This window comes from Actinomadura logoneensis (genome assembly GCF_003428695.1).
In the GTDB taxonomy this organism is placed as follows: Bacteria; Actinomycetota; Actinomycetes; order Streptosporangiales; family Streptosporangiaceae; genus Spirillospora; species Spirillospora logoneensis.
In genome coordinates this window covers 15,913-38,303 of sequence record NZ_QURH01000099.1, presented here as the reverse complement: position 1 = coordinate 38,303, position 22,391 = coordinate 15,913, and the positions used below count along the sequence as shown (strand labels likewise).

The following is a 22,391-nucleotide window of genomic DNA, read 5'->3' as shown; positions in this document are numbered from 1 at the left end:
CAGGTACCGGGTTTGGTGCATGGTGTGGCGCTTAAAGCACGTAGTTCGCTTTTGTAGCCTTCTGCACCAGCTCCCCGTGGTGGCGCACCGCTCCCATCGGGTGCGTCCGGAACGAGAAAGGCGGCTCATGGCTGACTCCGAATCCACCCCCGGCGAGGGGTACCAGCGGGGGCTCGGCACCCGTCAGATCCAGATGCTCGCCATCGGCGGGACGATCGGCACCGGCCTGTTCCTCGGCGCGGGCAAGAACATCGCCAAGGCCGGACCGGGCCTGATCGTCACCTACCTGGTGGCCGGCCTGATGCTGTTCTTCGTCGTCCGCGCGCTCGGCGAGCTTCTCATGTACCGCCGCGCCGAGGGCGGCTTCGCCGGGTACGCGCGCGAGTTCCTCGGTCCGTTCTGGGGCTACGCCACCACCTGGACGTACTGGATCATCTGGGTCACCACCGGGATGGCCGAGCTGACCGCCGCCGGCAAGTACATCCAGAAGTGGTTCCCGCACTTCGACCAGTGGAAGACGGCGCTGATCGCGCTGATCATCCTGTTCGCGGTGAACCTGATCTCGGTGAAGCTCTTCGGCGAGCTCGAGTTCTGGTTCGCGATGATCAAGGTGGTCGCGATCGTCGCGATGATCGCGATCGGGATCGCCGTCGTCGCGTTCGGGTTCGGCGACGCGGGCAAGACCGCCGCGGTGGACAACCTCTGGTCGCACGGCGGGTTCTTCCCCGAGGGCGCGTCCCCGGTGATCATGACGCTGCAGATGGTGCTGTTCGCCTACCTGGGCGTCGAGCTGGTCGGCGTGACCGCCGCCGAGGCCAAGGACCCGGAGAAGAACATCCCGCGCGCGATCAACTCGCTGCCGATCCGGTTCGCGCTGTTCTACCTCGGCTCGCTGCTGGTCATCCTGTCGGTGGTGCCCTGGTCGGAGTTCACCCCGGACTCCAGCCCGTTCGTGCTCGCCTTCGACAAGGTCGGCATCGCGCACGGCGGCGACATCGTGAACTTCGTCGTGCTCACCTCGGCGCTGTCGTCCTGCAACGCGGGCGGGCTGTACTCCACGTCCCGGATGCTGCGGACGGCGGGCGTGAACGGCGACGGCCCGGCGATCCTGAGCCGGCTGAACGGACGCGGCGTCCCGGTGCTGACCGTCGTGATCTCCGCGCTGGTCATGGGCATCGGCGTGGTCGTGAACGCGGTCGCGCCGGGCAAGGCGTTCGACTACATCACCTCGGTCTCGACCGGCGGCGCGCTGCTCGTCTGGAGCGTCATCGTGGTCTCGCACCTGGTGTACCGGCGGAAGGTCGCGCGCGGTGAGCTGCCCGCGTCGTCCTTCCGGATGCCCGGCGCGCCCTACACCAGCTACCTGGTGCTGGCGTTCTTCGCGTTCGTCACGGTGACGATCGCGTGGGAGGCCGACACCCGCATCGCGCTGTGGGTGATGCTCGGCTGGGCCGCGATCATGCTGGTCGCCTGGCCGTTCGTGCGCCGCTCGTCGGTGCGCGGCGCGGAGCAGGCCGAAGAGGCGCCCGCCACGGTCTGACGTCCCCGCCGAAGCGAGGCGTTCCGCGCACGGGGGTCCCCAGCATCCGCTGGGGGCCTCCGCCGCGTTTTCGGGACTTTCGGCCAGGACCGGCCGTTACGGGGGTGCATCGTGGGGTGAACGCGGGCATCGCGGGGTGAGTCGGACTGGGCCGCCGGCCGGGCGCGATCTATCGTGGACGCACCCGACGGGGGAGGACCGGTGACCGGCAGGACCGTGAAGCGCGGCCTGGCCGCGCGACTCGACCTCATCCCCATCGCGCCGCGGACGATGCTGGAGCTGCGCGTCCGCTGGGTGCTGCTGATCGTGGTGGCCACGGCGAACCTGGGCGGCGCGCTGGTGGTGCTGCTGTTCGCCACCTTCGTCATCCCGGACCCGCCCATCCACGGCATCGAGCACGTCCGGCTCGTGAACACCGTCGCGTTCTTCAGCTATCCGGTGCTCGCCGGTCCGGTCGCGATGGCCACCGGCCTGGTCCTGTGGCGTCCGGTCATCAGGCTGGCCCGCGACGGCGGCGTCCCGGACGCGGTGCAGCGGCGGGCGGTGCTGCTCGGCCCGCTCCGGCTGACCCTCCTGGTCGGGATGCTGTGGATGGTCGGCGCGGTCGGCTGGGCGGCGCTGGACGCGGCGCTGTTCAACGCCCGGATGGCGACGAAGGTCGGGTCCACCTGCCTGCTCGGCGCGATCACCACGTGCACGCTGGTCTACCTGCTCTCCGAACGCCTCCTGCGTCCGGCCGCCGCCCTCGCCCTGAAGAGCGCCCCTCCCGCCTCCGCGGCGGCCCCTTCGGCGGCGCCGGCCGCCTCCCCTACGCCGGACGGGACGGTGCCGGGAGAGGTCCGGCTGCCGGGGGTGACGACGCGGGTCATGCTCGCCTGGGCGCTCGGCACCGCCGTCCCGGTGTTCGGGCTGCTCTGCGTCGGGGTGGCCGCGCTGGTGACGCCCGGCATCCGGACGACCCAGCTGGCCCTGACGATCCTGGCGCTCGGCACGACCGCCATCGGCGTCGGGACGGGCGTGACGTTCCTGGCCGTCCGGGCGATCGCCGACCCGATCAAGGCGGTGCGGGGCGGGATGACGCGGGTCGCGCGCGGCGACCTGTCCGCCGAGGTGCAGGTGTACGACGCGAGCGAGGTCGGGCAGCTCCAGGCCGGGTTCAACGACATGGTCGCCGGGCTGCGCGAGCACGAGCGGCTGCGGGACCTGTTCGGCCGGCACGTCGGCGAGGAGGTCGCGGACCTGGCGTTCGAGCACGACATCGAGCTCGGCGGCGAGACCCGGGACGTCGCGGTGCTGTTCGTGGACCTCGCCGGCTCGACCCGGCTGGCCGAGACCCGGTCCCCGGACCAGGTCGTCGAGCTGCTCAACGCGTTCTTCGCCGTGGTGGTCCGGGTGGTCGGGGCGCACGCGGGCTGGATCAACAAGTTCGAGGGGGACGCGGCGCTGGCGATCTTCGGCGCGCCGTCCGGGCTGGACGACGCCGCCGGGGCGGCCCTCGGCGCGGCGCGCGAGCTGGGCCGGCGGCTGCGCGAGGAGGTCCCCGGGGTGGCCGCGGGCATCGGCGTGTCGGCCGGTCCGGTCGTCGCCGGGTACATCGGGGCCGAGCAGCGCTTCGAGTACACCGTCATCGGCGATCCGGTGAACGAGGCCGCGCGGCTCAGCGACCTCGCCAAGAGCCACGACGAGCGGGTGCTGGCGTCCGGGACGGTCGTCGGGCTCGCCGCCGAGGCGGAGGCCGGGCAGTGGCGGCTCGGCCGGAACATCATCCTGCGCGGACGCGGCCGGCCGACCCGCCTCGCCCTCCCGTGCCCGCCGGACCGGGCCGTCCTGGACGCCGCCGATGCCGAGCCCGCTGCTCCGGACGGTCAGCGCGATCCCCGCCGCTTCCCGCGACTGCCGCGCCCGCGGGTGCCGGTCCGCCGCCGTCCCGTTGCGGAGGGCGAGCCGGACGCGGCGGGCTGACCGCGCAGGGCGGAGCGGAAGGGGGACGGAGGCAGGGCACGGTCTGCCGGACGCGGACGCGGGCGCGGGCGCGGGCGCGGTCGCGTACGTTGCGACGTGCCGACGGGGTGCGGCGCGCGTGCGCCGAAGAAGGGAAGGTCGGGCGTTTCCGGCGGTACGGGCAGGGGAAGCGCGCTGACCGATCTGAGGTAACTAGGCCGCTTTTGAGGGCTTGTCGTCGCAAAATGACGAGTTCTTTGCTCCCTCTTATCGCCGGTTGGCCTGTGGCGAGAGGGAAACGGGAAACATGGAGTGGTTACCTCCCCACGGGAGGACGGGTGACCAGACTGCGGACCTTGCCGATACGCGTGCGCATGCCGTTGGTCGCCGGGAGCGTGGCGGCCCTGGCCTGCGTGATCGTCGGCGTGCTCGTCGTGGTGGGCGTGCGCGGCCGGGTCGAGGACTACGACCGGCAGCAGACCACGACGGCGGCGCTCCGCATCATCCAGATGATCAAGCGCGACCGGCTCCCCGGCCAGCTTCCGCCGACCGAGGGCATCGAGGCCGCCGAGGTGCTCGACGCGCGCGGCCGGGTGGTGTCGGCGACGCGGGACCTGATCGGCAAGCCGCCCATCGCGTCGTTCGTCCCCGGCGAGGACACCGTCAGCGCCTACCGGGTGCTCTGCCCGCCGCACGGCCTGCACGGCTGCATGGACGTCATCGCCTTCCGCGTGTTCCAGCCGGACGGCGACTGGACGGTCTACGCCGCCGAGAGGGCCGGCCCCTGGTACGCGAGCGGGCCGCTGCTGGCGTTCCTCCTCGCGACGGGACTGCTGGTCGTCCTGCTGACCGTGGTGCTCACCCGGCGGACCGTCGACCGGACGCTCGCCCCGGTGAACGCGATCCGGTCCGAGCTCGCCGAGATCACCGCGACCGAGTCCGCCCGGCGGGTGCCGGTGCCGCCGGTCAAGGACGAGATCCGGCACCTCGCCGAGACCGCGAACTCCACCCTGGACCGGCTGGACGCGGCGCTGGAGCGGCAGCGCCGGTTCACCTCCGACGCGTCCCACGACCTGCGCAGCCCGATCGCCGGCGCGCGCACCCAACTGGAGGAGGCGCTGCTGTACCCCGACCAGGCCGACTGGCCGCGCGTCGCGCAGAACGTGCTGGTGTCCCTGGACCGGCTGAACGCGATCGTCACCGACCTGCTCGCGCTCGCCCGCCTGGACGCCTCCTCGGAGGCCGGTGACGACGAGGTCGACCTCGCCCTGCTGGTCTCGACCGAGCTCGCCCGCGCCGTCCGGGACACCCACACCCTGACGGACCTCGACCAGGGCGTCGTGGTGCGCGGCGACCGGCTCCAGCTCGCGCGGCTGCTGACCAACCTGCTCACCAACGCCGAACGGCACGCCGCCTCCCGGATCTGGGTGTCGGTCGCCGCCGAGGGGGACGACGCGGTGCTGACCGTCACCGACGACGGCGCGGGCATCCCGCCGCAGGACCGAGAGCTGGTCTTCCAGCGCTTCGTCCGGCTCCGCGAGAGCCGCGACCGCGACCCCACGGGCACCGGCCTCGGCCTGCCGATCGCCCGCGAGATCGCCCGCTCCCACGGCGGCACCCTGACGCTCGCCGACAGCGAGCAGGGTGCCCGGTTCGTCCTCCGGCTGCCCCGGGTCCGTCCGGTGAAGGGACGGGGGACGCGGTGACCGGGAGGACTCGGGACGGCCGTGTCAGAGGGTGCCGAGCTTGGTCAGGGACGTCCACGAGAGGTACAGGGTGATGACCCACGCGACCAGTCCCGCCGCCAGCAGCCAGCGCGGATAGCGGTAGGCGTGCAGCAGGTCGTCCGAGCGGCGCGCGGCGACCCACAGCAGCAGCCCGAGCCCGACCGGCAGGATCAGCCCGTTCAGCGCGCCCGCGAGCACGAGCAGCCGCACGGGACCGGCCCCGATCGCCAGGTAGAGCACCGCCGTCACGGCGACGAACGCGACGACCAGCGCGTTCCGGTACCTCTCGACCAGCGGGTGGAACGAGACGGTGAACGACACCGACGTGTAGGACGCGCCGATCACCGAGGTGATCGCGGCGATCCACATGACGAGCCCGAACAGCCGGACGCCCGCCTCGCCCAGGGCGTGCTGGAACGCCGACGGCGCCGGGTTGTCCGGGTTCAGGACGTACCCGCCCGCGACGACGCCGAGCACGGCCAGGAACAGCAGGACCCGCATGAGCGCGGTGAGCAGGATCCCGTTGACGGACGCGCGCGTGATCTCGCCGACCCGGTCCGCGCCGGTGACGCCGGAGTCGAGCATCCGGTGCGCGCCGGAGTAGACGATGTAGCCGCCGACCGTCCCGCCGACGAGGGTCGTGATCACCAGGAAGTCCAGCCGGTCCGGCGCGACGGTCTGCCGCAGCGCGTCCCGGACGGGCGGACGCGACACGAACACCACGTAGAGCGTCATCGCGATCATCAGCGCGCCGAGGACGACGACGACCCGGTCCATCACCGTCCCGGCCCGCCGGACCAGGAAGACCGCCACCGCCAGCAGCGCGGAGACCGCGCCGCCGGTCCGGACGTCCAGGCCGAGGAGGGCGTTCAGGCCGAGCGCGCAGCCCGCCACGTTGCCCAGGTTGAAGATCAGGCCGCCGACGACGTCCAGCCCGGCGAGCACGTAGCCGGCGCCGGGCAGCACGGTGTTGCCGAGGTCCTGGGCGCGCCGGCCGGCGACCCCGACGATCCGCCAGACATTGAGCTGGACGGCGATGTCGAGAAGCACCGAGGCGAGGATCGCGAACGCGAACGCGGCGCCGAGCTGTGCGGTGAACCTGGTGGTCTGGGTGATGAAGCCCGGGCCGATGGCGCTGGTGGCCATCAGGAACATCGCCCCGAAGACGGGCGGCAGGCGGCGTGCGCGGCGGGCCTGCCGGGCGGGAGCGGTCTCGGTGGAGGAGTGGGCCATGGCGGCCTCCCTGGCCTGGCCGGGCCGCGGACAGTCCGGGTCCGCGGCGTCCAGACCGACGGTAGGTTCCGTCCCCATGTCCAACAAGCCTCTTGTTGGACAATTCTGCATTCGCTCCTTCGCGGCCGGCGGTCGGCGCTTGCCTTCCGCGCCGTCCTACGGTGTCGTAGGGGTTGTTCAACAATCCTCCAGACTGCGCGGACGGCGAGTGGATCTCCGCCGCCCGGCGGCGCACCAGGGAGCGTGACCGGATGCGGCCAGACACTGCCGACGGACCCGGCGACGGACCCGGCGACGGCCCGGGCGGGAACGCCCCCGAGCGGCCAGGGCACGTCCCCCAGCGGTCAGGGCACGTTCCCGAGCGGTCAGGGCACGTTCCGGCGCGTGCGGGGAGCGTCCCGGAACAGGCCGGAAGGGCGTCGGCGGCGCGCGGAGCGGGCAAGTGGGCCGCGCTCGCGGCGGCCAACGCCGGGATGGGCCGGATGAGCCTCGCCGAGCAGGCCGCCGAGGTGCTCCGCACGGCGATCATCGAGGGCGACCTGCGGCCCGGCGATCCGCTGTCGGACTCCGATCCGGACCTGATGGCCGCCCTCTCGGTCTCCCGCAACACCCTGCGCGAGGCGTTCCGGCTGCTCGGGCACGAGGGGCTGCTCGTCCTCGAACTGCACCGGGGCGTCCGCGTCCGCGACCTGACCGAGGACGACCTGCACGACATCTACGCCGCCCGCCGCGTCCTGGAGCTCACCGCGCTCCGGCACGCGGCGCTCCACCCCGGGGCGGCCGACCCCGCGGCCGTGCGCGCCGCCGTCGCCGAGGGACTGAAGGCGGCCGAGGCCGGAGACTGGACGGCCGTCGGCAGCGCCAACATGCACTTCCACCAGGCGGTCGTCGCCCTGCACGGCAGCCCGCGCCTGAACCGGACGATGCGGCAGCTCCTCGCCGAGGGCCGCCTCGCCTTCCACTCCATGACCGACCCGGGCCCCTTCCACGAGCCCTACCTCGCCCGCAACAAGGAGATCGCCGCGCTGCTGGACCGGGGCGCCTTCGACGAAGCCGCCGACCGCATGGCCGACTACCTCGACCAGGCCGAGCGCCAGCTCACCGAGGGCTTCCGCGACAGGCCCCCGGCCCCCCGCCGCCCCCGGTCCCGCTGATCCCGGGCGGCGCACGACCGAGCCCCGCGGGCTCGCGCGCCGCGGGACTCGGCGGACCTCGTCGAGTCGCCTCCTGAGGCCGTCCCCCGCCCGAGGCGGGGGACGGTGTCCGGGTGGACCGCGAACCGGCCGGCGTGCTCCCGTGCCGCCGTCCGGCGGGGTGATCGCGGTCCGACGGTCAGGAGGTGGCCTGCGAGAGGTGCATGAAGCCGGTGTAGGCGGCGTTCTTCGCGCGGAAGCGGATGCGCTGGAACGAGCGCGGGTTGATGAGGCCCGGCCCCCAGGCCAGGACGTTGTCGTACACGTACTCGGACGCCACGAACCCCACGTCCGCGTCGGTGTCGGCCATGCGGTGCCGCAGGTCGGGGGCGTCCAGCAGGCGGGCGGCCTGGATGACCGCCGCGCTGTTCACGCCCTCCCGGTCGGGCATCACCGGGCCGATGTGCAGCGACATCCGGACGCGCAGCCGCATCGCCTCGCTCGCGGCGTGGTTGTGCCGGCGCAGCCGCGCGGTGAGCAGCGACAGCATCGGGGTGACCACCTGGTCGGGCGGGGTCTGCGGCGGGACGACGATGAGGATGCCGTCGCCGCGGTCCTCGTGGTAGCAGGCCGCCCAGGGGACGCCCGAGCCCTCCAGCGCCGCCGGCACCGCCTCGTACAGGACGCGCCGCAGCTCCATCCGGTCCTGGTCGTTGCGGTGCGGGGCCGAGAAGCCCACGACGTCCACGAACATGATCGAGCAGACCTGGCCGGCCCACTCGTGCGTGCCCGCCAGGTCGCGCGGGAGCCGGGGCGGGCCCGAGCCGCGGAAGGCGGGCAGCGTCGGCCGCGCGACCGCCGGGGCGTCGTACCCGCCGATCCGCGGCTGGGTGAGCCGCGCGTACATCTGCTGGTCGAGCACGGCCAGGACGCGCGGGAACGCCGCCAGGAACGCGGCGAACTCGCCGATGGGCATCCGCAGCACGGTGAGCCGGTCGAGCGCGACGACGGTGGCCGAACGCGTCCGCACCAGCAGCGCGGCCCGCTCGCCGATCAGATCGCCGGGGCCGCGCACCGCCACGATGCGCTCCACGCCGTTCTCGTTCACCCGGATCGTCACCTTCCCCGACCAGATGACCGCGACGTGGTCGGCGAGCACGTCCTGCCGCCACAGCACGTGCCCGGCGGGGAAGACCTCCGCTGCGGACGACCTGAGGAAGCGCATCCGCTCGACCGAGGTCAGCGCCGACCAGAAGTCCGCCGAGCCCGCCGTCCAGCCCTCCGGCTCGGGCAGCGCGGGCTCGTCGAAGGGGCCGGGGAACGGCGGCAGCCCGCCGCCCCCGGAGGCCGCCGCCGCGAGCTCGCCCGGCATGGCGCTCGGCACCGTGCCCGGCAGGGCCGCCGCGACGGCGTCCGGGACGACCTCCGGAACGGAGGGGACGCCGGGCCGGGCCGCCCCCTCGACGGCTCGGCCCGGCGCGCGTCCGAACCCGGCCGCCGGGACGGGCGGGAGTCCGCGGGCACCGGTCCCGGCCAGTTGCGGCCACTCTCCGGAACCGGTCCCGCCCGGACGCGCGGGGGCCGCCGCGCCGTCCTCCTCGAGGGGCCAGGCCATCGGCTGGGTCGGGGCGAGCAGATCGTCACCGATGCCCGCTGAGGTGCCCGCTGAGCTGTCCGAGGTGTCCGCGGTCGGCGCGGTGCGTCCCTCCGGCGCGGTGCACCGTCCTTCCTGGGCGGTGATCCGCAGCTCCCGCGCGTAGGGCCGCTCGCCGCGCGGGCCGAACCGCTCCGCCTGGGCACGGAGCCGGTCGACCCGCTCGCGGAGCAGTTCCTCCGCCGGACGGTCGCGCCGGGTCTTCTCGTCGGAGTCGTCGGCGCGGGCGGCGGTGTCGTCGGCGGGTCCGGCGCTCTCGCGGGATCCGGCGGGCTCGCGGGGTTCGGCGGACTCGCGGGGCTCGGGGGTCTGCCGGGGCTTGGAGGCAGGGGGTTCGTGGGGTTCGGGGGGCTCGTCGGGATCGAAAAGGTTGTGCCGATCCGGATATGTGGTCATAGAACCCTCAACAGGGGGGAGGGGGCGGTTCGAACCGCCGGAATCGAAGCGCTGCACGGGCCGGGCGCCGGGGCGCCGGGCCCGCCGTGGTCGGCCTCCGCGACCTCTCCCGCAACGCTGGAGCGCTGCCGGAACGGAAGCCGATCCGGCTCTGGTGAGAACCGGTCGAGCGTGCTTTGATTGACGAAGACCGTCATCGTTTCCGCTGGTCATCGCGCCCGCAGCCGGATGTTCGGTGCGGACGGCGAGTTCCGGCGGGCGACCTGGCGATCCCCTGCGGAGCCGCCCCCGGTCCCCTCTCGATCCCCCTGGCCTGCGAACCGGTGGTCGAGACGGATCCGGGGCGGCTCTGCTCACGTCCCCGTAGGGCGGTTGGCGTCCGTCGTCAGTGCCTCCCGGGCTTCGGCGCGTCGATCGGCGCGCTCGCGCCTCCGCGGACGGAGCCGCAACTCCTCACGCGCGGTGAGGGATGGCCGGGCCCCGAACCCTTCAGTCTGGTGTGGAGCATCCGAGCGTCTACCGATTTGCTACATTGCATCCTAACACCTGCCTTACCGCAAGGAAGAGGATTGAAACCATGACAGAGGTGGAGTCGCGACCACTTCTCGGGCGGGCGGCCCGGTGGTTCGGCCCTCGGCGGTCGCCGGATGGCGGGACGCCTCCCGGCGGGTGGACGGGTGGCGGGCCGGTTGCTTCCGTCTCGACCGCCAGCAATGTGACTTGTTACTGGTTGCCATGTGGCAACCGGCTATATGCTTCCAACTACACAACGTGAGAACGAGCGGATAGCGGGTGAAGGTGCCGCTCGTTCGGGGCTTGGACGCCGGACGCGCCCACCTGCGCCCGTTCCAGTGAGGATGAGGCTGAGATGGCCACGGACCAGGGTCCTGTAGTCGACAGCGCGTTGCTGCGCAGCGAACTCGTCAGGCTCCGCAAGGAGAAGGGTCTGACCCAGGAGCAGGTGGCGCGCACCCTGGAGTGGTCGCCGTCCAAACTGATCCGGGTCGAGGGCGGGAAGAGCTCCATCACCCGCACCGATCTCCAGGCGCTGCTGATGACGTACGACGTGACGTCCGAGAGCCGCCAGGAGCGGTTGCAGACTCTCGCCCGCGGCGCGCGCGAGACGCCGTGGTGGAACAAGTACCGGAGCCTGGTCAGCGACGGCCTGCTGAGCCTCACCGGCTACACGGCCGGGTCGTCGGTCATCCGGCAGTTCCACAACGCGCTGATCCCGGGACTGCTGCAGACCTCGGACTACGCGCAGGTGATCACGTCCGACCTCGCGAACCCGACCGCCCAGCAGATGGCGATCGAGCTCCGCCTGGAGCGGCAGCGCCGGCTGCGCGAGCGCGCGAACCCGCCCCGGCAGTACTACCTGCTCGACGAGGCCGCCATCCGCCGCCACGTCGGGGTCGGCGAGGATCCGGGCATCATGCCGGCGCAGCTCAAGCACATCGTCGACCGCGTCGAGAACGAGGACCGGCTCGTCGTCCGGGTCATCCCGTTCCGGGCCGGCTACCACCAGGGCGTGTACGGACCGTTCGTCCTGCTGGAGTTCGAGGGCGAGCTGTCGGACGTGCTGTACCTGGAGGGCAGGCCCGGCACCGCGGCGACGATCACCGGCGAGGATCCGCAGGTCGCCGAGTACCGCGACATATTCGAACGCATGCTTGAAGCCGCGCTCCCGGCCGACCGGACCGTCGAACTCATCCGGCAGGTCGCCGAAGAGTTGGAGGGGTGAGGGAGGGATAACTCGAAACGCACACCTATCGGGCCGTCAGGTCATATAGGGCGTAACTTGATCTTGTGGCGAAGTGTAGGCGCGAAAAGGACAAACGCCTACACTCATGAGCGGAGAGGCCACAAGGCTGTGGTGAGTTATGCCCTATTCGACCCTGGCTCGGTGGGTGTGCCGGTCCGTTCACGGGCGAGGTGACTCCCGCCAGCAATGTATGGAGGGTTGCTGGATGGTCGTTCGGTCGGACCGGGGGGACGCGCTGACCTGGCGCAAGAGCAGCGTGAGCGGTGCTCAGGAGGAGTGTGTCGAGGTCGCGCCCTGGCGCGCCGTGGTGCTCGTGCGGGATTCGCGGGCGCCCGAGCGCGGAGAGATGGAGCTGAGCCACGAGCGGTGGCGCGGACTTCTGACAACTATTCGCGCCGGACGATGTGACATGGTGCCAAGATCCGGCTGATTCCCGCTTCACGGAATTCCGTGTGTTCGAGTGTGCGAAGCGGGACGGCGGCGCGCTGCGGCGGCGTCCCGCTCCGGCGGCGTCCCGCTCCGGCGGCGTCCCGCTCCGGCGGCGTCCCGCTCCGGCCACGGGGAGGCCGGGCGACTCTGGTTACCGTGAGGGCATGTTCGGGTTCCTGGCCGGAGAACTCTCCGGAATCGTCCGCACCGATCTGACGACGCGGGCGGCCTACTCCTCGGACGCGTCCCTGTACCGGCGGGTGCCGGTCGCGGTGGCCGAGCCGCGCACCGCGGGGGACCTGGAGCGGATCCGGCGGGCGGCGGCCGAGGCCGGGATCCCGGTGACCGTCCGTGGCGGCGGGACGTCCGTGGCCGGGAACGCGATCGGCGACGGCCTGGTCGTGGACGTCTCGCGCCACCTGACGGCGGTCCGCGCGGTCGATCCCGAGGCCCGGACGGCCGTGGTCGAACCGGGGGTGGTCCTGGACGACCTGCGCGCCGCCGCGGCGGAGCACGGGCTGACGTTCGGGCCCGACCCGTCCACGCACTCGCGGTGCACGCTCGGCGGGATGATCGGCAACAACGCGTGCGGCTCGCACAGCGTCGCGTACGGCACGACCGCCGCGAACGTCCTGGAACTGCGGCTCCTCCTGCCGGACGGGCGGCACGTCACCGCCCGCCGCGGCGGTGTCGACGATCCGGCGCTCGACCGCGGGCTGCGCGCGCTCCGCGACGCGCACCTGGGCGTGCTGCGCACCGAGCTCGGGCGGTTCGAGCGGCAGGGGTCCGGCTACGGCCTGCACCACCTGCTCCCCGAGAACGGGTTCGACGTCGCGAAGGCGCTGGTCGGGGCCGAGGGGACGTGCGGGATCGTCACCGAGGCGACCGTCCGGCTCGTGGCGCCGCCGAAGGCGCGGGCGCTCGCGGTGCTCGGCTTCCCGGACGTGTACGCGGCGGCCGAGGCCGCGCCCGCGATCGCGGCGTCCGGCGCGGCGCTGACCGTCGAGGGGATGGCGAGCGACCTGCTCGCGGCCCTGCGCGCCCGCCCCGGACGGCGCACCGCCGGATCCGACCTGCCGGCGGGCGGCGGCTGGCTGTACTGCGAGGCCGGAGGGGACACGCCGGAGGCGGCGCGCGAGGCCGCGGCGGCGCTGGCCCGCGTCGCGCCGCACTCGGTCGTCGTGGACGATCCGCGCCGGATGCGGGAGCTGTGGTGGATCAGGGAGGCGGGCGCGGGCATCGTGACCCGGCTGCCGGACGGCGGCGAGGCGTGGCCCGGCTGGGAGGACTCGGCCGTCCCGCCCGACCGCCTGGCGTCCTACCTGCGGGAACTGTACGCGCTGATGCGGACGCACGGGCTGCGCGGCGTTCCGTTCGGGCATTTCGGCGAGGGCTGCCTCCACGTGCGGCTCGACTTCCCGCTGGCGGCGCGTCCGGAGGCGTACCGGGGGTTCGCCGAGGACGCGGCCGGCCTCGTCGTCGCGCACGGCGGCTCGGTCTCGGGCGAGCACGGCGACGGCCGCGCCCGCTCCGAGCTGCTGGACCGCATGTACTCGCCGGAGCTGCGGACGGCTTTTGCCGCGTTCAAGCACCTCTTCGACCCCGGCCGGGCGTTCAACCCCGGTGTCGTCACCGACCCGGAGCCGCTGGACGAGCGGCTGCGTCCCGGCCCGGGCGCGGACCGACTCACGATCACGCCCGTGCACGCGCTGACCGGGGACGGCGGCTCGTTCGCCGCCGCCGTGCAGCGGTGCGTCGGCGTCGGCACGTGCCGGACCGTCCGCGGCGGGACGTCCATGTGCCCGTCGTTCAAGGTGACCCGCGACGAGGTCCACTCGACGCGCGGGCGCGCGCGGGTGCTGGCCGAACTGCTCCGCGGCGAGTCGCTGCCGGACGGCTGGCGCTCGACCGAGGCGCGCGACGCCCTGGACCTGTGCCTGTCCTGCAAGGCGTGCGCGAGCGACTGCCCGGTCAACGTCGACATGGCCACGTACAAGTCCGAGTTCCTGCACCGGCACTACGCGGGCAGGGTGCGTCCGATGGCGCACTACTCGATGGGATGGCTGCCGCTGTGGTCCCGGCTCGCGACGGCCGTCCCGGGCGTCGCGGCGGTCGCGAACGCGGCGCTGCGCCGACCGGTCATCGCGGGGGCGGTGAAGCGCGCGGCGGGCATCGAACCGCGCCGCGACCTCCCGCCTTTCGCGATCAGCCCCCTCCGCCGCACCCTCCGCGCCGACGCGCGGTCGCGTCGTGGACGGCCTGATGCGGGGGACGGGCGGGCGGTCGTGCTGTGGCCGGACACGTTCACCGCGTTCCACACGCCCGAGGTCGGGCGCGCGGCCGTGGCCGTTCTGACTGCGACCGGGTACCGGGCCGTGCTGCCGCCGCGCGCCGTCTGCTGCGGGCTGACGTGGCACTCGACCGGGCAGCTGGACGTCGTCCGACGCGTTCTGCGCCGGACGCTGGACGTGCTCGAACCGGCGCTGGACGCCGGGCTGCCGATCCTCGGCCTCGAACCGTCCTGCACGGTCATGCTGCGTGCCGAGGCCCCCGAACTGCTGCCGGACGACCCGCGCGCCCGGCGGCTCGCCGCCTCCGTCGTCACGCTCGCCGAACTCGTCGCGGACGCCGATCCGTGGCCGTTCGGAACGGTCGGCGGGGACGCCGTCGCGCAGGTCCACTGCCATCAGGAGGCGAAGGGCTCCTACGCCCCTGACCTGCGCGTTCTCGACCGGCTAGGCGTCCGGACGGACGTGGTCGGCGCGGGCTGCTGCGGGCTCGCGGGCGACTTCGGGTTCGCGCGCGGGCACTGGGAGGTCTCGCAGGGCTGCGCCGAACGCGAGCTGTACCCGAAGGCGCGCGACGCGTCCCTGGTGCTGGCGGACGGCTTCTCGTGCCGGATCCAGATCGGCCAGGGGACGGGCCGCCGCGCCGTCCACCTGGCCGAGCTCCTGGCGGACGCGCTCTAGCCGACGACCTTCAGCAGCGCCTCGAGGTCCTCGGCGGGCGGGACGAGGCCGAAGTCGGCGAGCACTCCGGCGAATTCGGAGAGCTCCAGTTCGCGGATCTCGCGCTTGCCGTCCGGCCGGATCGTGGTGAGGGTCAGGTTGTCGAGCTGGCGGAGCGAGTCGGTGGTGAACTTCTGCGCGAAGACCCGCCCGGTGAACGGCGAGCGCTCGTGCGTGGCGACGTAGTGGCTGGCCACCGCGTAGTCCACCGGGAACGCCGGGACCTGCGCGAACACGTGCCGCCGCACCCAGCCGTCCGGACCGTCCTGGTACAGCGTCCAGTGCCGGACGCCGAACTCGTCGTCAGGCAACCGGACGAGGCGGAACCCCCAGCCGTCCTGCTCGACCTCGATGCCCTCCGCCAGCACCAGCGGCTCCAGCGGCCCGGAACCGAACCCGACGTCGCACAGCCACTCGCGCTCGTCGTCCTCGGGACGCACGACCACCAGCGCGTGCGTCGCGGGCCGGACCGACCCCTCCGGCGCGCCGATCACGACGCGGCCGACGAGCGCGGTGAAGTCGAACCCGAACCGCTCCAGCACCGCCGCGAACAGCGCGGTGTGCTCGAAGCAGTAGCCGCCGCGCGGGGAGCGGACCAGCTTCTCCTGGAGGGACGGCACGTCCAGCAGGACGGGCCGGCCGAGCACCGGCTCCAGGTTCTCGAAGGGGATCGAGGTGGTGTGTCCCCGCTGGAGGGCGCGCAGCGCGGCGAGCGTGGGGGCGCGTTCCCCGGTGAAGCCGATGCGGTTCAGGTAGGCGTCCAGATCGAGGTCGTCGCCGTGCCACATGTCGTCCATGGCGAGAACGGTAGGACCTCAGTCACGCTTGAGGTCAACACGGTCATTGTCACGCCCGGACGAAGGAATACCGCAGGCGCCGGGTGAAACCGGACACCCGGCACGTGAGTGCCTGACAACGGTGCGACCGGCCCAGGTCCGCGCGGTGAGGTCACGTCCGTTCGAGGTCGGGGTGTTCGCGGGCGGGTTCGTGAGGGTGGGCCAGGATCGCGCGCAGCGTCAGCTCCTCCTCGCGGCTCAGCGTCGCGACGAAGCGGGCGAGCACCTCGCGGGGATCGCTGGCGACCCGCAGCCGGGCGCGCATCTGGTCGGCGACCAGCAGGGACTCGTCCACGGCCAGCTTGTAGAGGAAGTGCCGGCCCTCGCGCATCCGGCTGACCAGGCCCTTGCCGAGCAGCCGGAACAGGATCGTGTTCACCGTCGTGTAGGCGGGGGCGCCGGTCAGCGCGTCGCGTAGCTGCGCGGTCGAGACCGGCCGCTCGGCGGCGGCCAGCGCGGCCAGCACCTCCGCCTCCAGTTGCCCCAGCCGTCTGCGCGTCACCGGAACCGTCCCCGCTGCGTCCGACATTTGCATGTTGGGGCAATCGTAAACCGCGCGGCCCGCTCCCGGACGTCTCGCCGCTCCCGGTTCCCCGTTCGTCTCACCGGATGCCCATCGCGCGGTTACCGATCATGCTCCAGGGTAATGAAGAGGCTGCGGAGAGTAATCAATCTGTTCCGCAAGACGCCCATCGCGCCGGGCCAGACCGACCGGAGCCCGCCACCGACCCCCGGGCCCCCGGACCGACCCGGCGCGGTGGGCGACCCCTCCACCGCGCCGTGCCGGAACGGTCAGCGCACGTAGACGGCGGTGCCGACGGGGACGAGACGGAACAGCAGGTCCGCCGTGTGGTACATCGGGATGCGGGCGCAGCCGTGCGACGCGGGGTACAGCGGGACGCTCGGCGACCCGTGCAGCGCGTAACCGCCGTGGAAGTACAGCGGCTTGTAGAGCCCGCCGAGCGGCGCGTGCCGCCAGCCGTTGATCTTGCGCAGGACGCGGAAGTTCCCGGACGGCGTCGTGGCGTACGAGCACTTGCCCTGCGAGCAGTACCGCTTGCCGGACCCGGTGGACGTGAGCGTGACCAGCTGCACCTTGTTGTTCCGGTACACGACCACGAGCTGGTGCTTCTTGGACACCTCGACGCGGTTGGCCGCCCCTCCCTTGAGGACGCGCGGCGGCTGCGCCGGGTGCGCGAGGGCCTTCCACGTCCTGGCCCCGACGGTGCTGCTCGGGGTGATGCGGTTGACCTTCTGGAAGGCGTACACCGCGTAGCGCAGGTCCTTGCCGTACCGGCCGTCGACCGCGCCCGGGTCGTAGTGCAGCGCGCGCAGCCGGTTCTGGAGGTACTTCACGGCCGCGCCCTTGTCGCCGTAGTGCAGGGTGCGGGCCGCGGCCGTGACGCCGTCCTTCGCGCCCGGCGCGGCGTGCGGGGCCAGGGCCGCCCGATCCGGTGCTCGGTTCACGGCGGCCTCGGCGGTGCCGGCCAGCGCCGTCGAGACCGTCCCGGCGATCGCCAGCGGGACGAGACCAAGCAGGATTCGGCGCATTCAACTCTCCTCGGGGAGTTCGGGAGTTCGGGAGTTCGGGGGGTCGAGGGGTCGGGCTTCCCGGGGCGGGTTCCCGATGCGGGTTCGTGAGCCCGGAGGCCCGGACGCTCGAAAAGTCGGAGGGTGATCTCCCTCTTGAGTAGTCCCCCGGGCGCCGGGAGACAAGTGGGGCGAAGGGTGCGAATGCCCACGGAATGACGGCCGAACCCGAAGGGCCCGGCCGTCGTCAAAACCCGCGTGTGCGCTCGGTTCAGCGGACCCGCAGCTTGGGACCGTTGAGCGAGGTGTAGAAGATGTGCTTCTTGGTGTCCAGGCGGCCGACGGCCGCGTAGACGCGGAAGTGGTCGGCGCCGTCGATCGCCCCGGCGATCCGGCGGGTCTTGCCCGCGCCGAGCCGGTTGACGTAGCACATGTCGCGGACCGGCTCGTGGCTCTTGCCGCCCCACAGGTCGTAGCAGAACCCGGCGCTCTTGCCGTCCCCGCGGGTGTCCTTGACCTTGGTCACCAGGAAGACGAACGCGGGCCCGTTGCCCTTGCGCGCCCAGTACCAGTGGCCCCAGACCTTCGCGCCGCGGATCTCCTTGGCCTTGTAGTAGTGGATCTTGCCCGTCCGCACCATCTTCGCGGCGGACGAGACGTCGGACCCGGACCGGAAGGACGAGCCCGGGGCGACCCGGTGCCCGGTGTCCGCCGACGCCGGGAGCGCCGTGGCGAGCGTCGTCGCCAGAACCGCACCGCCGAGGACGGCTGCGGAGAGTTTCTTCATGCTGACACCTTTTGTGCGGGGGAGTGATGGAAGTGGTGGGATGCTACATCCCCCGTCCGACTTATTGATCATCTTTTCGGGGGTCAGTCGAGGACGGCGTCCAGGACGCGGTCCAGCCCGGCCCGTCCGCCCTCGCCGTGGCTGCGCTCGAACGCGTCCCGCCCGAGAAGCCGCCGCACCTCGGCGACGGCGCGCTCCCGATGCTCGACGAGCGCCGCGAACCCCCAGAGCTGCGGCGCCCCGGCGGGCTGCCAGGCCGCCTGCGCGGCCCCCATCAGGACGGCCGCCGTGCGCGGATCGCCGCACCGCGCCAGCACCCCGGCGAGCGTCTCGCTCACCGTCGCCGCGCCCAGCCGGTCGCCGAGGCGGCGCTTCAGCGCGAGGCTGCTGCGCAGCAGCCGGAGGGCCCGGTCCGGCGCCCCGGTCTCGATGTCCTCGATGGCGAGGATCCACAGCAGGTAGGAGCGGTGCCAGCTCTCGCCGCTCGCCTCGGCGATCTCCAGCGCGCGGCCGATGAGCCGCGCGGCCTCCTCGTGCCGTCCGCGCATGGACGCCGCCAGCCCGAGCTGGGCGAGGGCCTGCTGGCGGGTCAGCATGCTGGGCCGCTCGGCGGTGCGCAACGCGGCGGCCGAGTGCTTCTCGGTGCCCTCGGCGTCGCTCAGGAGCAGCGCGGACAGCCCGCGCAGCTGAGCGGTGGCGGCCGCGATCCCGGCCCATTCGCCTTCGTCCGCGCCGCGTGCGCCGTGCTCGGCGAGGACGGCGTCGATGCGGTCGATCACGCTTTCCGCGCTCTCGACGTCGCCGTGCATGCGGACCAGGAAGGCGGTCGTCCACATCGCGCGGCACCAGGCGGGCGCGGACGCGTCGTCCGGAGGTGTCGGATGCCTCTCGGCGAGCTGGCGCATCCAGTGCGCGCCCTCGCCGATGTCGCCGCCCGCGATCCAGTACAGCCACAGGCCGAAGGCGCCCTCGAACGTGCCGGGTTCCGCGCCGTCCGCCGTCCTCAGGGCCTGGCGCAGGTTGGCGTGCTCGCCGGTGAGCCTGAGCAGCCACGACTGCTGCCGGGCGGTGCCGTACTCGGCCTCGGCCCGGCGGGCGAGCCCCAGGTAGTGGGCGCGGTGGCGGCTCCGCGCGTCGGCCTCCCGCCGCGAGGCGGCCAGGCACTCCCGTCCGTACAGCCGGACGGTCTCCAGCATCCGGAGCCGGGTCCGGTCGCCCGACTCGACCCTGAGGAGAAGGGACTTGTCGACCAGCCCGGCGATGGCGTCCAGGACGGCACTCGCGCCCAGCCCGCCGTCCGTGCCCGGCCCGGCGGTTGTACCCAGCCCGGCGTCCGCGCACAGGGCTTCGGCGTCGGCCAGGCGGACCCCGTCCGCGCACACCGACAGGCGTTCCCAGACGAGCCGTTCCTCCGGCGGGCACAGGTCGTGGCTCCAGTCGAAGACGGCGCGCAGCGTGCGGTGGCGGGCGGGGGCGGTCCGGTCCGCGCCCGCCGCGCCGAGGAGGTTCAGGCGCTGGTCGAGCCGTTCGAGAAGCTCCTCGACGGACAGCAGGCGCAGCCACCGGGCTGCCAGTTCGAGGGCGAGGGGCAGGCCCTCCAGCCTCCGGCACAGCCGCTCGACCGCCGCGCGGTTCTCCGTGGTCAGCCGGAACCCGGGCACGGCCGCCGCCGCCCGGTCGACGAACAACTCCACGGCCGCGCCGCAACCGGCGTCCTCGGGCAGCGGGTTGCTGTGCGCGTCGGTGTGCTCGGGCGGGGGCGCGTCGCCGGGGACGGGTAGGGGGCCGACGCGGAGGACGTGCTCGCCCGGCACGTTCAGCGGCTGCCGGCTGCTCGCCAGGACGCGCAGGTTCGGGACGGCCTGCAGCAGCGCGTGGCACAGCGCGGCGGTCGCGTCGAGGAGGTGTTCGCAGTTGTCCAGGACGAGCAGGACGTCGCCGTCCGGCGCGCGCGGCCCCAGCGCCTCGGCGACGGCGTCCAGCGGCGTGCGACCTTCCAGAGGGACGCCGAGGGCGGCGGCGACGGTGTGCCCGACCATCTCCGGAGCGGTCAGCGCGGCCAGTTCCGCCCAGCGCACCCCGCCCGGGAAGAGGTCCGCGACGGTCTCGGCCAGCCGCAGCGCCAGCCGCGTCTTCCCGACGCCGCCGACGCCGGTGAGCGTCACGAGCCGGGCCGCGCCGAGCAGCCGCGCGCCCTCGTCCAGCTCGCTCCCGCGGCCGACGAACCTGGTCAGCGGCCTGGGCGGACGGCTCCGCGGCGCGTCCCGCGGCGCGGACCGGGACGGGGCGTCCGCGAGCGCGTCGTGCAGCGCCGCCTCGCGCCAGCGCGCCTGCCAGGCGTCGAGGAGGACCGGTTCATCCCAGGCGTGCGGCCGGTCGTCGGCCCGCTCGGGATGCTCGCGGGCGAACGCCGCGCACGCCCGGACGAACGTCCGCGTCAGCTCCCACGAGGGGACGGCCCGTCCGGACGCGGCGTTGCGGAGGGAGGTCGCCGAGTACGGCGAGCCGAGCCGGCCGCTCTGTTGGGCGAGCGCCTGGTAGCTGGGGTCCCCGGCGCGTTCGCGCAGGGCGCGCAGGTCACGGGCGAAGAGGCCGAGCGGACTGCCCGGATCGGGCACGGGCAGCGGGCGGCGTCCGGGACGCGGCATCCGGCCCATGCGTCTCCCCAGTGGCAGTCCGTGTGCGGTGGGCCACAGTGTAAACGCCCGAACCCCCACGTAACCGCCCGACGCCCCCGAGCGACCGGGAAGGGTCAGCCTGACCAGGTCACCGGCTGCGTCCCGGTCCCGGTGAACTGCGGCGGCCATTCCGGCGGAAGCGCCTGGCCGGACCGGGCCGCGCTCGCCGCCACGTGATACGTGCCCGAACCGTCGGGCGTGTAGGAGAACGGGCCGCACATCCCCTCGTCCTCGGACGACGCGAGGGACACGCGGCACCGGTGCAGACTCGCGCGGTACTTGCTGTTGGTCTCGTTGGCGACCCAGACCCACACCGACACGGTCCCGGACGTCCCCGCCGAGCTCAGCGCCCGGACGTTCACCACCATGTCGAGCCCGTGCCGCGAGAGGCGCACGCACGGATCGATCGCGAGCTGCGCCCGCGCCACGGGCACGTACGGACGGCAGTTCGTCCACGGAGCGCTCGACGGCCCGGCCTTGCGCACCGGCGTCCGCGCCGGGGACGCACCGGACGAGTCGTCGGCGGTGGGTTCCGCGCCGGACGTCCGGTCCGTCCCGCCGGTGGTCGGTGTCGCGGTCGGAGCCGTGGACGCGGAGGTCGGCGCCGACGCGATCGGAGGCGCGACCAACCGCGGCGAGGACGACTCGTGCGACCCGCGCGAGGGGAACCCCGACGCCCACGCCGCCACGGCTCCCGCCGAGACGATCGTGCACACGGCGGCGGCCAGAGCCCCGACCAGGTACCGGCGCCTCCACCTCTTCGCAGGTCGCGGGCGGTGCCGCGCGTCCTTCCGGGTGGGCGGGGCACCCGGGACGTCCGGACTGGTCGGCAACTCGACGGACCGCTCGGCCACCATCGAGTCGACCGCCGTCGGAAGCCATCCCGGCCCCGCCGCCTTGCCCGCCAGCCGCCGGGCCAGATCGTCCACGCCCGGCCGCTTCGCGGGGTCCTTGGCCAGGCAGTCGGCGACCAGTTCGCGCACCCCGTCCGGGACCAGGCTCAGATCCGGCTCGGAGAACAGGATCCGTTGGATCGCCCCCGCCGTCGACCCGGCCTCGAACGGGCCGGTGCCCGTCGCCGCGTACGCCAGGACGCAGCCGAGCGAGAACACGTCGCTCGCGGGATCCAGCTCGTGCTCGCCGCGCACCTGCTCGGGCGACATGTACCCGGGCGTCCCCACCATCGACCCGGACGCGGTGATCAACGACGCGTCCACGGCCCGCGCGATGCCGAAGTCGATGATGCGCGGCCCGTCCGAGGCGATCAGCACGTTCGCGGGCTTGAGGTCGCGGTGGACGATCCCGCAGGCGTGGACCGCCCCGAGCCCCTCGACCAGTCCCGCGCCCAGCGCCAGCACGGTGTGCGCCGGCAGCGGCCCGTGCTCCTCGACGGCCTCGCGCAGCGAGGGGCCCGCCACGTACGCCGTGACGAGCCACGGGGGCCGCGCCTCCGCGTCGGCGTCCACGACCTGCGCGGTGTGGAACCCGCCGACGCGCCGGGCCGCCTCCACCTCCCGGGCGAACCGCGCGTGCGCCGCGATCCCGGGCCGGATGACCTTCACCGCGACCGGCCGCCCACCCGGCGACCTGCCGAGGAAGACCTCGCCCATCCCGCCCGCGCCCAGCCTGCCGAGCAGCCGGTAGTTCCCGACCTGCCGCGGGTCCCCGCTCTCCAACGGCGAAACCCCGGCCACCCGCCACGACTCGTCCACGCGCACCTTCCCGAAACGGCGTCAA

15 protein-coding genes are annotated in these 22,391 nt (G+C 73.5%); 7 read left to right on the top strand and 8 right to left on the bottom strand.

Translation table 11 applies throughout. The annotated features are described in order from the left end of the window. Nucleotides 1-127: 127 nt before the first annotated feature. From DZF91_RS04875 to DZF91_RS04865, 3 genes are all read left to right on the top strand, one after another. On the top strand, nucleotides 128-1,540 hold the full coding sequence (locus tag DZF91_RS04875; RefSeq protein ID WP_117356292.1) for an amino acid permease: 1,413 nt from the start codon (nucleotides 128-130) through the stop codon (nucleotides 1,538-1,540). 201 nt (nucleotides 1,541-1,741) lie between these two features. Continuing rightward, nucleotides 1,742-3,502 (top strand): adenylate/guanylate cyclase domain-containing protein, encoded by a 1,761-nt coding sequence (locus DZF91_RS04870; protein WP_235834090.1) that lies wholly within the window; start codon nucleotides 1,742-1,744, stop codon nucleotides 3,500-3,502. A 353-nt stretch (nucleotides 3,503-3,855) separates the two neighbouring features. Further along, nucleotides 3,856-5,187 (top strand): sensor histidine kinase, encoded by a 1,332-nt coding sequence (locus tag DZF91_RS04865; RefSeq protein WP_117356323.1) that lies wholly within the window; start codon nucleotides 3,856-3,858, stop codon nucleotides 5,185-5,187. Between the two features lie 24 nt (nucleotides 5,188-5,211). Here the strand turns inward: DZF91_RS04865 and DZF91_RS04860 are convergent, their stop codons facing one another. Further along, nucleotides 5,212-6,441, bottom strand: a complete 1,230-nt coding sequence (locus DZF91_RS04860; protein WP_117356291.1) for an NRAMP family divalent metal transporter — start codon at nucleotides 6,439-6,441, stop codon at nucleotides 5,212-5,214. Between the two features lie 251 nt (nucleotides 6,442-6,692). On the opposite strand from DZF91_RS04860, the gene DZF91_RS04855 reads away from it, so the two are divergent. After that, nucleotides 6,693-7,595 carry a GntR family transcriptional regulator gene (locus tag DZF91_RS04855; RefSeq protein ID WP_235834089.1) on the top strand — a complete coding sequence of 301 codons (903 nt, stop codon included), beginning with the start codon at nucleotides 6,693-6,695 and terminating at the stop codon, nucleotides 7,593-7,595. A 178-nt stretch (nucleotides 7,596-7,773) separates the two neighbouring features. Here DZF91_RS04855 and DZF91_RS04850 read toward each other — a convergent pair whose 3' ends face one another. After that, nucleotides 7,774-9,624, bottom strand: coding sequence for a cyclic nucleotide-binding domain-containing protein (locus tag DZF91_RS04850; RefSeq protein WP_117356289.1), 1,851 nt, complete (start codon nucleotides 9,622-9,624; stop codon nucleotides 7,774-7,776). A gap of 868 nt (nucleotides 9,625-10,492) precedes the next feature. Between DZF91_RS04850 and DZF91_RS04845 the strand changes: the two genes are divergently transcribed. The 3 genes from DZF91_RS04845 (at nucleotide 10,493) to DZF91_RS04835 (ending at nucleotide 14,784) form a co-directional block, all read left to right on the top strand. Beyond that, nucleotides 10,493-11,365 carry a helix-turn-helix domain-containing protein gene (locus DZF91_RS04845; protein WP_117356288.1) on the top strand — a complete coding sequence of 291 codons (873 nt, stop codon included), beginning with the start codon at nucleotides 10,493-10,495 and terminating at the stop codon, nucleotides 11,363-11,365. Nucleotides 11,366-11,504: 139 nt separating this feature from the next. After that, entirely contained in the window at nucleotides 11,505-11,816 is a 312-nt protein-coding gene (locus tag DZF91_RS43070) for a DUF397 domain-containing protein (protein WP_407920880.1), read from the top strand. A gap of 163 nt (nucleotides 11,817-11,979) precedes the next feature. Then, a complete protein-coding gene (locus DZF91_RS04835; protein WP_117356286.1) occupies nucleotides 11,980-14,784 on the top strand; it encodes an FAD-binding and (Fe-S)-binding domain-containing protein in 2,805 nt (934 codons plus the stop codon). Here DZF91_RS04835 and DZF91_RS04830 read toward each other — a convergent pair. The 6 genes from DZF91_RS04830 to DZF91_RS04805 form a co-directional block, all read right to left on the bottom strand. Further along, nucleotides 14,781-15,620 carry an arylamine N-acetyltransferase family protein gene (locus tag DZF91_RS04830; RefSeq protein ID WP_117356285.1) on the bottom strand — a complete coding sequence of 280 codons (840 nt, stop codon included), beginning with the start codon at nucleotides 15,618-15,620 and terminating at the stop codon, nucleotides 14,781-14,783. The genes DZF91_RS04835 and DZF91_RS04830 overlap by 4 nt on opposite strands. Nucleotides 15,621-15,771: 151 nt before the next feature. Then, nucleotides 15,772-16,161, bottom strand: coding sequence for a BlaI/MecI/CopY family transcriptional regulator (locus DZF91_RS04825; RefSeq protein ID WP_117356284.1), 390 nt, complete (start codon nucleotides 16,159-16,161; stop codon nucleotides 15,772-15,774). A gap of 290 nt (nucleotides 16,162-16,451) precedes the next feature. Next, nucleotides 16,452-17,210, bottom strand: a complete 759-nt coding sequence (locus tag DZF91_RS04820; protein ID WP_117356283.1) for a L,D-transpeptidase family protein — start codon at nucleotides 17,208-17,210, stop codon at nucleotides 16,452-16,454. 250 nt (nucleotides 17,211-17,460) lie between these two features. Next, nucleotides 17,461-17,976 carry a hypothetical protein gene (locus DZF91_RS04815; protein WP_117356282.1) on the bottom strand — a complete coding sequence of 172 codons (516 nt, stop codon included), beginning with the start codon at nucleotides 17,974-17,976 and terminating at the stop codon, nucleotides 17,461-17,463. An 83-nt stretch (nucleotides 17,977-18,059) separates the two neighbouring features. Continuing rightward, nucleotides 18,060-20,633 (bottom strand): ATP-binding protein, encoded by a 2,574-nt coding sequence (locus tag DZF91_RS04810; RefSeq protein ID WP_117356281.1) that lies wholly within the window; start codon nucleotides 20,631-20,633, stop codon nucleotides 18,060-18,062. Between the two features lie 95 nt (nucleotides 20,634-20,728). Beyond that, the gene (locus tag DZF91_RS04805; protein WP_235834088.1) at nucleotides 20,729-22,366 is read right to left on the bottom strand and encodes a serine/threonine-protein kinase; all 1,638 of its coding nucleotides are present in this window, start codon (nucleotides 22,364-22,366) and stop codon (nucleotides 20,729-20,731) included. Nucleotides 22,367-22,391: the final 25 nt, after the last annotated feature.